Below are 14,304 nucleotides of genomic sequence, written 5' to 3'. Positions count from 1 at the left end.
TTTTATGGAAAAAGTGTATAACAGGCTATGCCCTTTTGAAATCCACATAAAAAGAACCTCCCGCTTTATGCAGGGGGCCCTTTCGTTGTACTTTCTTTACTAATATGTTTGGGAATCGTCCCCGCAGGAAGAGGTCCTTCCATTCCGAGGTAATAGTGACGTATCGGATTAAGCTCCTCATCCAGTTCATAGACGAGTGGAATTCCTGTCGGTATGTTCAGATTGATGAGTCCGTCGCCCTCAAGATGATCCAAGTGCTGAATCAGAGAGCGGATTGTATTGCCATGGGCTGCAATAATAATATGTTTGCCGGCACTAAGATCGGGTACAATTCGTTCCTTCCAGTAAGCCAGTACCCGTTCTTCTGTATCCAGCAAATTTTCAGTACGCGGATATTCCCCTTCTCTCATTACACTGTACTGCGGGAGTTCCGCTTCATATCTTGGATCATCCAGTGGAAGTTCAGGAGGACGTGCATCAATAGAACGGCGCCAAGATAATACCTGCTCCTCGCCATATTTTATAGCAGTTTCTGCTTTATTAAGCCCTTGCAAAGCACCATAGTGACGCTCATTCAGTTTCCACGTCTTGTAGACGGGAATCCACATCAGATCCATTTCATGAAGGATAATCCAAAGTGTGCGAATCGCTCTTTTCAAATACGAAGTGTAGGCCTCATCAAAAACATATCCATTTTGCTTCAATATCAGTCCTGCTTGACGTGCTTCTTCAACCCCTGCCTCAGACAAATCGACGTCGGTCCAGCCCGTAAAACGATTCTCCAAATTCCATTCACTCTGCCCATGCCGGACGAGTACGATTTTTATCATAAATAAGTCTCCTTCTTTCTTCATCGTTGCTTTCGTTCATATCAAATTACCCTATTCCATTTATTTCTTAACTCACCCTCTGCTATTCAATTTTTAATTTCCAACAACTTTATTTCAATATAATTACATATTTATGTTAAAAGACCCACATTCCTGCTTCATAAATCTCTTTTCTTTCTCGTCAAATTAACAACATACTTACACAATCATGCCCTAAGAACTAGGAAATACTGCTACAAATGTCATGTTTTTTGACATATTCATTGCTCTAATCATTGATCTTATTGTATCATCTTATCAATATTTACCATTCAGTTCCTTTTTTATGATGAATATGAACAAAAGGGCGGTGAATCATTCTGATCGAGTTCAAAAATGTGAACAAACATTACGGAAGCTTTCATGTGCTCAAAGATATTAATTTACAAATCCGCGAAGGTGAAGTCGTTGTGATCATCGGTCCCTCTGGTTCTGGGAAGAGTACGCTTCTACGCTGTATCAATCGGCTCGAGACCATCTCAGGTGGAGAGCTTCATGTCAGTGGGATTCCACTACATCAGCGTAAAATTGATATTAACCAGTTTCGCAAAAACATCAGTATGGTATTCCAGCATTTCAACCTGTACCCTCACAAAAATGTAATTGAAAATATTACACTCGCACCGATCAAAGTAAAGAAACAATCTAAAGCGGCTGCCTCTGAAACAGCAATGAAATATTTAACCCGTGTTGGCATAGCCGAAAAAGCAGAAAGTTATCCAAGCCAGCTGTCTGGCGGTCAGCAGCAGCGTGTTGCTATTGCCCGTGGTCTAGCGATGGACCCCAAGATTATGTTATTCGATGAGCCTACTTCCGCACTCGATCCCGAAATGATCGGAGAAGTACTTGATGTCATGCGCTCTCTAGCAGATACGGGGATGACCATGGTCATCGTTACCCATGAGATGGGTTTTGCTAGGGAAGTCGCCGATAGAGTCATCTTTATGGATGAGGGGCAGATTGTTGAAGATGATACAGCAGCCGAGTTCTTTAACAATCCGAGAGAAGAACGTGCCCGTCAGTTTCTAAGTCGTCTGATTCATCACTAATTCTGCAAAATAAACTGATTTAAAAAGGGGAGCTCACTTTTATGACAATGAAGAAAAAAACACCAGTATTGTTGCTTTTGTTCCTTCTGGCTTTCAGTGTTGCTCTATCAGGATGTGGATCGGATAAAACATCAGGTGGAACGGATTCAACTTCAGGCGGAGACAATGTTCCGGCCGAGTCCATTGATACAATTGCAGCCATTAAAGACCGCGGCAAAGTCATTGCCGGTGTTAAATATGATACACGTCTATTTGGTCTGAAAGACCCCGTATCAGGCAGTGTCGAAGGCCTTGATATCGACATGGCCAAAGCGCTTGCCAAAAAAATTCTAGGTGACGAAACCAAGGTAGAACTAAAAGAAGTAACTTCCAAGACACGTATCCCGCTTTTGCAAAACGGACAAATTGACATCATAATTGCGACGATGACCATTACGGAGGAACGTAAAAAGGAAGTGGATTTCAGCGATGTTTACTTTAATGCAGGTCAATCCCTCCTCGTACCCAAGGGGAGCGCGATTACCGGCATAGACTCTTTGACACCGGATACTACGGTTCTCGCTGTGAAGGGCTCTACTTCGGTTACAAATATTAAAGAAAAAGCCCCGGATGCGAAAGTTCTTGAATTCGAGAACTATCAGGAAGCATTCACGGCGCTTAAGTCCAAAAAAGGCGATGCCCTCACAACGGATAATTCCATTCTGCTCGGGATGATGCAAGACGATCCTAATTTTGAAATGGTTGGTGGTAACTTTACCGATGAGCCGTACGGTATGGCCATTCGTAAAGGAGACCAGAAGATGGTCGATACGGTTAATGAGATGCTGAAGGAAATGAAAGATAGCGGAGAATACAATACACTTTACGAACAATGGCTCGGAACAACTCCAGAGTAACGAACGTATTTGTTCAAGGGCGGCCAGGCCGCCTTTTTTCTTTTACCGTCTATCAAGAAGGAGTGATTCCATGTGACTGGTCTAGATATTAGCGTGCTATGGCGGTATTGGGGTGATTTCTCGGAAGGTTTTCTGAACACACTGCAAATTAGCCTTATTGCTTTAATAGGGAGTTTTATATTTGGCTCTGCCGTAGCGATTTGCCGGATTTCTCCTATAAAAGTTCTGAACTGGTTTGGTACGGCCTATGTTGAATTTATCCGTAACATCCCACTGCTCGTAACCATTTTCTTTTTTTACTATGGACTGAACGCCTTTGGCATCAATTTGGATGGTTTTATCTCGGGTACGATCGGTCTTACGATTTACACCTCTTCTTTTATTGCAGAAGCAATACGGGCAGGCATCCAGTCTGTGCCGAAAGGTCAAGTCGAGGCTGCACGTTCCTCTGGGCTTAGCTATATTCAAGCCATGATTCATATTATCTTGCCTCAGGCGGTTCGCATCGTGCTTCCTTCCATGGGGAATCAAGCGATTAATCTCGTGAAAAACTCCTCCATCCTTGCTGTCGTTGCCGGAATGGACCTGATGTATTTTGCCGACAGTGTAAACTCTGCTACGTACCAAACGTTATCGGTTTACACCGTAGTTGCCCTGCTTTATCTGATCATTACGCTTCCACTGAACTTCCTTGTCATGTATATGGAACGAAGACTGAATCAACGCGAAATCCGCAAAGCTGGGATGAACAAACGGAAGATTACGCCTGCCACAGGTGTTGACCAGAACGCCTAGGATCACATCATTAAGAGAGGAGGATTCTTATGGATTTTGCCGGCGCTTATTCCTGGCCCTATGTCAGATTCTTACTAGAAGGATTTATGTTGACGCTCCAGGTAGCTATCGTCGCTATCGTACTGAGCTTTGTTGTCGGTATTATACTCGGAACGGCAAGATACACACGCTTTCCTGTCCTTACGCAAGTCGTCGCTGTCATCGTGGACACCATTCGGAACTTGCCCCTCTTTCTCATCATTCTCGTCACGTATCTGATCCTGCCTCAGTTTGGTATTGAAATGCCTGTGTTCTGGGCAGCGGTTACCGGGCTTACTGTATTTGAAGGCTGTATGATCGCAGAGATCGTGCGAGGAGGATTAAACTCGATTGATAAGGGACAAATTGAGGCTGCGCGTTCCTCTGGTCTGACCTATTTCCAGACGCTGCGTCTTATCATACTGCCCCAAGCACTGCGCCGAATGATACCGCCGCTCGTCAGCCAATCCATCTCTCTACTCAAGGATACTTCGCTTGCAGTTGCCATTTCCCTACCGGAGCTGATGAACCACGTGCGGATCGTCGGAGGGCAGAATCCTGCTTTTTATTTACCTGCCATCATCTTTGCAGCAATACTTTATTTTATCGTCAATTATTCCTTATCTCGCTTTGCTCGTCGTTTAGAAACGCGGGTAGACGCCTAGGATGCTCTTCCCTTCAAGTAGAAACTTAAAAAAACAGGCAACAAAATAAAGATCACCTCAAGTAAAGATGGAGGGTGATCTTTATTTATTTCGTTATATTATATTTGCGGAAATATACGCATACATTTCATTATTTCAAGTTCAATGTTGCCCCTAGAATTTCGGATACGAATGCATATGGAACATACATCTTATTATTTTTAATTACAGGAGCCTCCACGAGGGATTGCGGAGCCATTTTATTTATAAAGTAAGCATTTTCTCCATTTGTTACCGAGGCCCATTGCGCTTGTTTTTTCAGTTCAGCTGACTTCGTATCCTTAACCCAGGTCAACTCATACCCTAGCCGCTCCGTCACGATACGAAGAGGAATCATAAGGTTCCCGTTTTTCGTCCGATAGGTCAGTGCTTGATCGAGAGTAACCTGATCTCTGTCTACATCCTGTAACATAGATAGAGGGAATTCGAACTCAGGAGATCCCATCGAACCCGGAGCAATCTCATATTTGCCGAAGACGATAACGGCTTTGTTATCCTGAACATAGAAACCTTGTTCTGCACTAATTCCTTGGAATTCTTCCGGGAAGTAATTTTCAGGATTCCGATCCATTGTATTTTGGATCATCTGATCAATAAACGGCTTGTAGCTAGGCCCGAACAGCTCTTTGAGCGTAACCCGGCTCGCTTCCTTTACATTGCGGATATTATAGAAGTCTTTCCGCTCCTCTGGGTTATTCCCTCTGCTCTTGGAAGTGACGACTTCCAGTGACACAATATCATTCGGATTCCCTGTTCCGTCTGCCTTCAGTTCATAATCCATAGACAGCTCATATGGCCGCCATTCTACATTTTGTTTTTTAGCTTCATTCGCATCTTTTTTAGCTTCCGCTTCAAACGATGCTATGTCTTTCTCCGCGTGACGCTTAATGTTATCATTCAACTCGGCCTGATATTTTGTATCAATCAGCCCTTTCAGGACAGGGACTTTCATATGAATATTAAGATATGTTTCTTCTCTTGTAATTTCCTCATAAGTAACAAAGTCCGTCAAGACTGGACTTATGGTAGTTACAGATGGACGATCCAATGCCTCCGCACGAACTAATCCTGTTCCGCTAAGTCCACCCATCATTAGCACGCCTGTTAGTACAGCCATTCCTATTGTTTTGTATATTTTATATGTTCTTCTATGTAATTGTTTCATTATAAAAAGCCTCCCAGGCAAATAATTAAAAATGGTACTTTGTCATTATGCCTGAATACTCCTTGTATAAATTAACAGAAACGTAACAGATCATTCCTCTTATAAAGGAATATGACCCATTATGTGTAAATTCAATAGTTAATATCGGCTTTTTCCTATAAAAAAGGTTAATTCTTCTTCATTTCACGCATATGAATCGTAAAAAAAGTGTGACTATTTCTGCGCATTTCCTTCGTGCTTATGGCTGGCATCATCTGAACTTCAATGGTTCTAACTGTGGAACAAAGTATGCGGTCCCATCAATCTGTCCATACTTCTAACAAAAAAGGAGGACTGACTTACATGAACACACTCATGATTGCGGGCTTTATACTTTTCCCGTTTGTTCTCAGCGGACTTTCTTTGCTCTATAAACCATTGCAGCGTCTACTGCACTTTATTGCCCTGTTTTGCATTTACCTCGCTGGTATTACGATCCTTCTTGCGGTGTACCAAACCAATGCGAACGGAACAACTTTCACTACCCAAGTCCATCATATTTTACTGGACCCACTGCTGGTTATTCCCGGTGCCTTTCTTGGCATTTATGTACCTTTTCTGATTATTACCTATCTACTACTCCCCAAAAGAATAAAAGAAAAATAACTACAAATGATTGCAATTCCATAAGAAACCATGCATAATAAAATTATTGATAATGATTATCATTATTGCGAGTTGTCCTACCATGGCAGCTTTGCATATTTTATTGTAAAAGGGGACTGAAGGACAGAATGAACATATCGGTAACCAAAACGACTTTGCAGCTTGATGACTACCTAGACCTGCTCAATCTGGCTGTGTCCATCGGCGATGAGAAATGGCAAAAGGAAATTTTACGTAAGTTATCCTATACTTATCCTTCCAAAAAGCTTGTTTCTAACCAATAAACATAATGCATTTTAGAGAAGCCGTTCGCTGATTCTAGAATAAATATACAAAAAGACACCCTGTAGGTGTCTTTTTTAGTTCACGTTATTTTTTAAGTTACAAACGGCAAATCTGCGAAGAACACAGGTTACCTGCCGGGCAACCGCAAATCTTATGAAGTTCGCTTAGTTCACGGACGAGAATTCGTCCCTGCGACACTTCAACGATCCCTTGTTCTTTCCAACCGCTTAGTGTCTTCGTTACATTCTCCCTAGTTGCTCCAATCAGTTCTGCCAGGTCAGCATGATTCAGCTTTTTGGTGATCAGGATCCCTTCGGCAGTTGCCTTCCCATAACTGTTGCATGCTCTTACAAGCATCGAAGCGAGCGCACCCGCTTTTCCGTTCATTAAAAGATCACGCAGCTTATACTGCATCATTCGCTGTGTTGTCCCCATCCAGCGGATAAATTCCAAGGCCATCTCTCCGTTTTGGCTGAGATAGATCTCAAGTTCCCTTATCCTGATCACGCCCACCATGCCTTCTTCGACGATCTCAGCTCCATATCCATGAAACTCTCCATCCATGCCTCCAAATTCCCCTACCAGATCCCCTGTCTGCATAAACGAAAGAATGATCTCCTTACCATCCTCGTTGGTTTTTGTTATCTTAACACGGCCCGACTTGATATAGTACAATGCCTCAACATCGTCACCTTCATAGAACAGTGTATCTCCGGCTGTGATCGATTTAAGCTGCATCAAGCCCTGAAGTACTTTTTTCAGTTCAGCTTCCCCCTGGCTGGTCTCGTTACCTTCGCACATGGTCACCTCTACCTCACGTCCTCTTCTGGCTAATACTAGTGTCATCTTAAATCGCCCCTCGCTCTTCTTATATCTCTATTGTACTTTGCGCTCCATCAAAAGGGATCAGGGAATCACCTGATTATCGATCCAAAATTCCCCTATCTTACTCATTCCCCTGAGATCTGGTGATATTTTTCACAGCCTCTTTCTCAAAAACGAGTAATCTTAGTTGCATAAATCAAAACCGAAGGATGTGATTGATGATGATGCAACACTTATCCCCAGCCGAAGAGCATGCTTTAAATCAAATGCAGCTAAGTCTAAATACCGACTTTACCGCGATTTTGCTTCTCTCCAAAACAGATGGAAAACTGCATGTCATCTTTCACATCGGAAGCCGTAGTAAACGCACTGGCAAACTCTCTTTTAAGACAAATGAAGGGATTGCAGAACCTGTCTTCAAGTCCGGCCGGGTTTTCAGTGCTAGCTTTAACACTAGCCATGCTGCCCCTCTGTTTCATTCCTGTCCACTCTTGCTCGCAGAGCGGCTAACAAGCATTATCTCTGTCCCTCTCTTCCAGAGCCAATCTCTGATCGGGCTCCTTCTTACCGGTACACGATACCACTCACGTACATTTCATCATAATGAAATCCAGCATGTGCAAAAGGAAGCTTCCAACCTCTCCTCTTCAATGCCAACCATACCGATTGTGATTTAAGTCCTTTTTTGCTAAATCCAATGAACCCAACAAGTATATACAGCTCTCTTCCTGAAAAGATCAGATGCAGCCTCTTCTTATGTGTAGTAAAATGTTAACTACATCACACCGGACCTTAAAGAAAGGGAGGGAGAGCATTTGATTCGTATCGTAATAGCAGACGACCATATTGTGGTGCGATCTGGACTATCTGCCTTGCTTCAAGGGAAGCATGAGATTGAAGTCATCGGGGACGCAGCCGATGGTGATGAGGCTATTGTAAAGGCTGAAGAACTGAATCCTGATGTTGTACTCATGGATTTCAGTATGCCTCCTGGAAAGGATGGCCTCACCGCAACCGCCGAACTAAAACAAAAAATGCCGAATATTGGCGTATTAATTCTAACGATGCATGATGATGAGGAATATTTATTCCGTGCAATCCATGCAGGTGCCTCAGGCTACATCCTAAAAAGCGCCCCACATGAGGAGCTCATTGCTGCTATTCGCTCTGTGGCGGCTGGAACAGCTTACCTGTATCCAAGTGCAACGAAGAAACTGATGAAGGAATACTCTGACATGATTCGGCGCGGGGAAACAGATGGACCTTTTGAATCCTTATCCGATCGTGAAAAAGAGATCATGACCTGGATTGCCAAAGGATATTCCAATAAGGAAATTGCTGAACAGCTTATTATCAGCGTCAAAACCGTTGAGTCACATAAGAGTAACCTCATGGATAAACTTGGGCTGAAAAGCAGACCTGAGCTCGTCAAGCTTGCCATGAAGAAAGGGCTTATGACTTATGACTGACGCACAAAGCTTTACAACTCCTTTTCGTAATTATTCCATCGATACACTGGTGAATGAAGTAGAACACCACATGGAGCATGAAACGGTGAAGAATGAAGTGAAAAGTGCACTTCGGGAACTCACCGATCTCAAAATTGCCTTAGATGAATCCTCTATTGTGGCTATGACCGATACCAAAGGTAAAATCCTATATGTGAATGATAAATTTTGTGAAATTTCAAAATATACCAGAGAAGAACTCATTGGACAGGATCATCGCATTATCAACTCGGGGTATCACGATTCTGCTTTTATGAAGGATCTGTGGACTACGATTCGCAAGGGTAAGGTATGGCAAGGAGAAATTCGTAATACAACCAAAGACGGAAATTACTACTGGGTAAATACCACGATCGTACCGCTGATGGACGAAGAAGGAAAACCCCAAAGGTATTTAGCCGTTCGTAACGAAGTTACGAGACTAAAACAAACGGAAGCAGAACTGCAATCCATGATGACAAAGGTCATTCGGATTCAAGAAGATGAACGCAAACGTTTTTCCAGAGAGCTGCATGATGGAATTGGCCAAAGCCTTTATTCTCTCGTGATTCAGCTAGATCAGCTCACTTCGAATGAATCCGTACTTCCTTCCGACTTACAGCCCCTGCGTGAACAGGTAACTGCTATCATTGAAGATGTACGAGGTCTTGCCTGGCAGCTTCGTCCTTCGGTATTGGACGATCTAGGCGTTGTTCCTGCGATTCGTACCTATATTGAGAAATTCACGAGCTATTATGGAATTGATGTCAGCTTCGAGTGCCATCTACGCCGAAGATTACCCCATCAGCTGGAACTTGCAATGTACCGTATTATTCAGGAAGCGCTGACCAACATTGCCAAACATGCCGATGCTGAAGAAGCAATAGTCACGATCGACGACCGTGAAGCGAAGCTAATCGTCACGATAAGTGATAATGGTGAAGGGTTTACCGCTGGAGCAGCCGGAAATGAGGCTGGCGTTGGTCTTTTCAGTATGGAAGAACGAGCGAGAAGTGCTGGCGGCACGCTGAAAATCACATCTTCTCCTGGAGAAGGAACGATGATCACCCTTATTTTTGCTAAAGAGTAACGTATATGCTATGACGTAAAAAACCAACAAGATCATCCGATTAGCCGGATACTTGTTGGTTTTTTTGTATGTCCCTCAACAAACAAATAGAAAGAAATAAGTCATTAAAATAAACGATATGCATATAAATCATTGACTTATCTTACGAAAAGTTTTTAAATAATGTATATATATTACAAATAGTATTCATATGCATTTGAAAGGTGGTCGTACCATGAGTGAGGATTGGGCAGATCAGGTTTCCCCATCGGAAATCCCCCGCATGCATAATTTGGATGAAATAGATCGCAAAATACTAGCAGCCCTTCACCAAAACAGCCGTATCTCTTACACCGATCTTGGTCAGCAAATTGGGTTGTCTCGCGTTGCCGTTCAGGCCCGAATTAACGCGCTTTCCGAGAAGGAAGTCATCGAACGCTTTACCGTCGTCATTAATCCGGTGAAGGTGGGGTTATCTGTATCTGCCTTTTTTAATGTAGACATTGAACCGCAGTATTTGGATGAAGTTGCAGAGAAGCTCGATCAAGAGCCTGCGGTTACCAGCCTGTACCACATGACAGGTCCTAGCACGTTACATATGCACGGTATTTTTGCAGATATGGAAGAGATGGAACATTTTCTATTAGAGAAAGTATATAAAATGCCCGGGATTGTGAAGGTAGAATCCCAGTTGCTGCTCAAACGTTACAAGAGCCGCATGGGCATGCGCCTATAGGAGGAGACATCAGCGATGAACTTACAGCCTTACAAAGAACTGACCATTGGGATGGTCAGGACTGGGATTTTGGGATACGGCGGTGGACCATCCGTTATTCCCCTTATCCGTTATGAAGCAGTAACCCGCTATAAGTGGATGGAAGATGAGGAATTCGGAGAAACGCTCGCGCTCGCTAATGCTCTTCCCGGACCCATTGCAACCAAGATGGCTGCTTATCTGGGCTATAAGAAAAAAGGGGTTTCCGGCGCCATTGTATCGGTGCTTGCTCATATTTTACCGTCAAGTATTGCCATTGTTGCCTTGCTCGGTGTGATGTACACCTTGAAGGACTCCAAATACATTGCAGGAATGATCGCAGCGGTAAGACCTGTTATTGTCGTCATGCTTGGTATTATGGCTTATGAATTTGCACTGAAGGCATGGAAAGGCCTTGGAAAAGGATTTGCTATCCTATTTGGCGTTCTTGCCTTTGTCCTGCTGCAGCTGCTTCAAATTCACCCAGGGATCGTGGTTATGCTTTTCCTTGTTTATGGCATGTTCCATCTAAACCTCGTGCAGCGATTGAAACGCGGCAAACAGAACGATAAAGGAGTGTCATAAACCGTGGAACAACTACAAACATGGTGGGAACTGTTTTGGGGATTTTTTGTAGCCAATGTGCTTGGTTATGGCGGTGGACCTGCATCCATACCGCTTATGCAAGAAGAAGTTGTGAACCATTATGGATGGATGACAAATGAACAATTTGGTGATGTCCTTGCGATCGGGAATGCCCTTCCTGGACCGATTGCGACCAAAATTGCCGCTTTTGTCGGATACCAAGTTGCCAGCTGGCCCGGATTTATTATCGCTACCTTCGCTACTGTCGTTCCTTCGGCAGCAGCGCTTATTTTACTGCTTAGCTTACTTAATAAATATCGTACTTCTAATGTAGTCAAAGGAATGACCTTACTTGTTCAGCCTGTAATTGCCGTACTCATGATTTTGCTGACCTGGGAAATGGGACTCGTCTCGATTGATACTATTAATGTGTGGCAGACTTTAATTATTGCAGCGATTGCGCTGTTTATACTCACGAAGACGAAGATTCATCCCGCATTTGTTATCTTAATTGCATTTGCTTATGGAGCGATTGTGTTATCTCATACGATCGTATAAATTCGATTTCAACTCAAAGGCCGCTATCCCATATAAGGAATAGCGGCCTTTTGCTGCTTTTATAACACTAAAGAATTACTCCGTAACGACAAGACTCACTTTTGACTTCTTGCCAGCAAAGCTGACCGTAATGGTCGCTTTCCCTTTTCCAGTTGCCCGTATCGTACCGTCCTTCACTGTAGCAACCGTAATTCGGGATGAAGTCCATAGAGCCGGCTTGGATACATCAGCCTCCGAGCCATCTGCATAAGTTGCTTCTGCCGCAATTTTGACCGTTTGGCCTTTTTTCAGCGTCAGACTCACTTCATTTGTTTGCAAGTATTTCAGCGTATCCACATCAACCGGTACATAAACCGATTTACTTCCGTATTTCGCTGTAATCTTGGCTTTTCCATAACCTACTGCTTTTACTTTACCTTTGCTTGCCTCAGCTACTTTATAGCTGTTCGTTTTCCATTCTGCAGTGTTCGTCACATCACGCGTTGAACCATCGTTAAGCATTACGTTGAGCGTCAAATCAACACTATCCCCTGTTTTAAGAGAAAGGGCTGATTTCGAAATTTCCATGCGCTCAATAACGTCAACTTCTACTGCAATCGTTACCTTCTGATCACCGTACTCGGCTGTAACATTGGTCTTACCACTGCCGTATGCAGTGATTAAGCCTTTTTTCACGTCAGCTACACGGGCACTGCTTGATTTCCAAGTTGCATCATTACTTACATCCTGCTCATTACCATGTTCGTCCGATGCTGTAAGCTTAAGTTGGTATGTTTCTTTGGAGAGCAACGCTACCATAGGAACGTCAGCTTGCAAGCCGCTAGCAAGTCCTACTTCTACTGACATTGTATACGATTTTCCATTGTATTTCGCAGTAATCGTTGCTTTTCCTGTTGCTACCCCGGTGATTAAACCTTTAGAAGAAACTTCAGCAACCTTCTCGTTACTTGAGCTCCATTCCGCCTTTTCTGTTACTACTTCTTCCCGATTATCTGTGTAAGTAGCAATGACATTGGCTTGTAGTGTTCCATCTACAGGAACAACTCCTTTTTTACTTGCCATCTCTACTTTGGTCGGAATATCAACGCTAACTGCGACTTCTACCGTTTTACCGCCATAAGAAGCTTTTACCGTGGTCTTACCCGATTTGTATGCTGTCAGCTTACCGCCTGTAACATAAGCTACACTTTCTTCGCTGGACGTCCAGGTAGCCTTACTCGTCACATCTTCTGTTACGCCGTTTGCAAAAGCCGCCATTACTTTAAATGTGTGTGTACCGCCTACTTTGAGTCCAAGCTCTTCCTTATCGATATCCAGATGACGAGCAACTTCTACATCCACTGGAATTTCAACAGTCTGATTGCTGTATTTCGCTGTAATCGTCACAGATCCAGACGCATTGGCATACACCTTGCCATCAATTACATCCGCTACCTTCTCATTACTCGAAGTCCAAACCGCGTTTTTGGTAACATCCGTTTCTGTATCGTCTGGATAAACAGCGGATAAGTTGATTTGTTTGCTTTCATTCATTTTCATAAAAAGACTTTGTTCACTCGCAACAAGCTTACGTGTCTTATCTACTTCCACTTCAAGAGTCGTCGTCTTTGTGCCGTATTCAGCTGTAATCGTAGCTGTACCTGCACTATAACCTACGATTTTCCCTTTGAATGCATCCGCTACTTTCTCATTGCTGGAAGACCATACAGCATCTGCTGTAACATCCTTCGTCTCTCCATCCGGATACGTAGCTGTAAGGATTACTTTCTCTTCATCGTTTAGGAGCAGTGATAGTTTCGTATGGTCCATCTCGATGCGTCTCACGACTTCGACTCCAACCTCAACAGACACGCTTTGTTTTCCGAGCTTCGCTGTGATCGTTGCTGTACCTGCAGACAAAGCGCGTACGGAACCATTGATTACAGTAGCTACTTTGCTGTCAGAAGTCGTCCACTCTGCTATATTTGATACATTTTCTTCCGTATTGTCGGTATAAATCGCTTTAAGCGCAATACTCTCTTCCTGTCCTGTACGTAGATCAAGCGTTTGCTTGTCCTTTGTCAGTGCTTTAACTTTCTTCGTTACCTTCACATTAACAGCCTGGGACTTGCCTTGGTATACAGCGACTATGGTTGCCGTACCTTCGCCTTTAGCTGTAATTGTACCGTTATATACGGAAGCAACAGAACTATTGTCACTCGTCCAGTCTGTGCTGATCGTTACATTGTTTGATTTGCCATCACTAAAGATCGCTGTTGCTGTCAATGTACTGCTATCCCCAATTTCCAAACTTAATGAATCCGTGGATAAAACGAGTTTGGTAATTTCCGCGTCTGCTGCGGACACCCTATTCACGGAAGTCAGTCCTGTTGTTGTCAAAATCAAAATAAGAGCCATAAACGCCGCCATTACTTTTGCCAACCTGTTTTTTATCATGATTTCCCCCCATATCTGTTCGTATTCTTCTTATTTTGTCGGTCAAGAGACTACAGATTATTAGATTTGAGGGTGTTTTTATTTATTAATTTGGAAAAAAAGTGATGAATTTTCTACATCGTGCGCTATAAAAATCAACTTCTTCTTTAATAGACACAAATATT

The 14,304-nt window shown here is 43.3% G+C and carries 16 protein-coding genes; 12 read left to right on the top strand and 4 right to left on the bottom strand.

The annotated features are described in order from the left end of the window. Positions 1 to 65 precede the first annotated feature (65 nt). Positions 66 to 830, bottom strand: a complete 765-nt coding sequence (gpmA, locus tag KFT32_RS10390) for a 2,3-diphosphoglycerate-dependent phosphoglycerate mutase (protein ID WP_211747127.1) — start codon at positions 828 to 830, stop codon at positions 66 to 68. Between the two features lie 359 nt (positions 831 to 1,189). Between gpmA and KFT32_RS10385 the strand changes: the two genes are divergently transcribed. From KFT32_RS10385 to KFT32_RS10370, 4 genes are all read left to right on the top strand, one after another. Then, a complete protein-coding gene (locus tag KFT32_RS10385; RefSeq protein WP_211747274.1) occupies positions 1,190 to 1,918 on the top strand; it encodes an amino acid ABC transporter ATP-binding protein in 729 nt (242 codons plus the stop codon). A 47-nt stretch (positions 1,919 to 1,965) separates the two neighbouring features. Further along, positions 1,966 to 2,814, top strand: a complete 849-nt coding sequence (locus KFT32_RS10380; RefSeq protein WP_211747273.1) for a transporter substrate-binding domain-containing protein — start codon at positions 1,966 to 1,968, stop codon at positions 2,812 to 2,814. A 72-nt stretch (positions 2,815 to 2,886) separates the two neighbouring features. Continuing rightward, complete coding sequence (locus KFT32_RS10375) at positions 2,887 to 3,609, top strand: amino acid ABC transporter permease (protein WP_211747126.1); 723 nt, start codon at positions 2,887 to 2,889, stop codon at positions 3,607 to 3,609. A 29-nt stretch (positions 3,610 to 3,638) separates the two neighbouring features. Further along, positions 3,639 to 4,292, top strand: coding sequence for an amino acid ABC transporter permease (locus tag KFT32_RS10370; RefSeq protein ID WP_211747125.1), 654 nt, complete (start codon positions 3,639 to 3,641; stop codon positions 4,290 to 4,292). 130 nt (positions 4,293 to 4,422) lie between these two features. Here KFT32_RS10370 and KFT32_RS10365 read toward each other — a convergent pair whose 3' ends face one another. Next, a complete protein-coding gene (locus KFT32_RS10365; protein WP_211747124.1) occupies positions 4,423 to 5,496 on the bottom strand; it encodes a stalk domain-containing protein in 1,074 nt (357 codons plus the stop codon). 342 nt (positions 5,497 to 5,838) lie between these two features. Here KFT32_RS10365 and KFT32_RS10360 point away from each other — a divergent pair, with 342 nt between their 5' ends. Both KFT32_RS10360 and KFT32_RS10355 read left to right on the top strand, forming a co-directional pair. Then, complete coding sequence (locus KFT32_RS10360; RefSeq protein ID WP_211747123.1) at positions 5,839 to 6,141, top strand: hypothetical protein; 303 nt, start codon at positions 5,839 to 5,841, stop codon at positions 6,139 to 6,141. A 128-nt stretch (positions 6,142 to 6,269) separates the two neighbouring features. Further along, a complete protein-coding gene (locus KFT32_RS10355; protein ID WP_211747122.1) occupies positions 6,270 to 6,425 on the top strand; it encodes a hypothetical protein in 156 nt (51 codons plus the stop codon). A gap of 97 nt (positions 6,426 to 6,522) precedes the next feature. Here the strand turns inward: KFT32_RS10355 and KFT32_RS10350 are convergent, their stop codons facing one another. Beyond that, entirely contained in the window at positions 6,523 to 7,272 is a 750-nt protein-coding gene (locus tag KFT32_RS10350; protein ID WP_211747121.1) for a Crp/Fnr family transcriptional regulator, read from the bottom strand. 197 nt (positions 7,273 to 7,469) lie between these two features. Here KFT32_RS10350 and KFT32_RS10345 point away from each other — a divergent pair, with 197 nt between their 5' ends. The 6 genes from KFT32_RS10345 (at position 7,470) to chrA (ending at position 11,704) form a co-directional block, all read left to right on the top strand. Then, complete coding sequence (locus KFT32_RS10345; RefSeq protein ID WP_211747120.1) at positions 7,470 to 7,928, top strand: GAF domain-containing protein; 459 nt, start codon at positions 7,470 to 7,472, stop codon at positions 7,926 to 7,928. Between the two features lie 138 nt (positions 7,929 to 8,066). Beyond that, on the top strand, positions 8,067 to 8,720 hold the full coding sequence (locus KFT32_RS10340) for a response regulator transcription factor (protein WP_249435802.1): 654 nt from the start codon (positions 8,067 to 8,069) through the stop codon (positions 8,718 to 8,720). After that, positions 8,713 to 9,828 carry a PAS domain-containing sensor histidine kinase gene (locus KFT32_RS10335; RefSeq protein WP_211747119.1) on the top strand — a complete coding sequence of 372 codons (1,116 nt, stop codon included), beginning with the start codon at positions 8,713 to 8,715 and terminating at the stop codon, positions 9,826 to 9,828. The genes KFT32_RS10340 and KFT32_RS10335 overlap by 8 nt, the downstream gene beginning before the upstream one ends. 214 nt (positions 9,829 to 10,042) lie before the next feature. After that, complete coding sequence (gene chrS, locus KFT32_RS10330) at positions 10,043 to 10,543, top strand: chromate efflux transcriptional regulator ChrS (protein WP_211747118.1); 501 nt, start codon at positions 10,043 to 10,045, stop codon at positions 10,541 to 10,543. 15 nt (positions 10,544 to 10,558) lie between these two features. Then, the gene (gene chrB / locus KFT32_RS10325) at positions 10,559 to 11,146 is read left to right on the top strand and encodes a chromate efflux transporter ChrB (RefSeq protein WP_211747117.1); all 588 of its coding nucleotides are present in this window, start codon (positions 10,559 to 10,561) and stop codon (positions 11,144 to 11,146) included. 3 nt (positions 11,147 to 11,149) lie between these two features. Further along, on the top strand, positions 11,150 to 11,704 hold the full coding sequence (chrA, locus tag KFT32_RS10320; protein WP_349304893.1) for a chromate efflux transporter ChrA: 555 nt from the start codon (positions 11,150 to 11,152) through the stop codon (positions 11,702 to 11,704). A 75-nt stretch (positions 11,705 to 11,779) separates the two neighbouring features. On the opposite strand, the gene KFT32_RS10315 is transcribed toward chrA, so the two are convergent. Continuing rightward, positions 11,780 to 14,140 (bottom strand): Ig-like domain-containing protein, encoded by a 2,361-nt coding sequence (locus tag KFT32_RS10315; RefSeq protein ID WP_211747116.1) that lies wholly within the window; start codon positions 14,138 to 14,140, stop codon positions 11,780 to 11,782. Positions 14,141 to 14,304: the final 164 nt, after the last annotated feature.

It is taken from the genome of Paenibacillus sp. Marseille-Q4541 (assembly GCF_018310695.1).
GTDB lineage: Bacteria > Bacillota > Bacilli > Paenibacillales > Paenibacillaceae > Paenibacillus.
The sequence above is the reverse complement of the archived record's forward strand: the minus strand, read 5'-3'. Positions and strand labels throughout refer to the sequence as shown.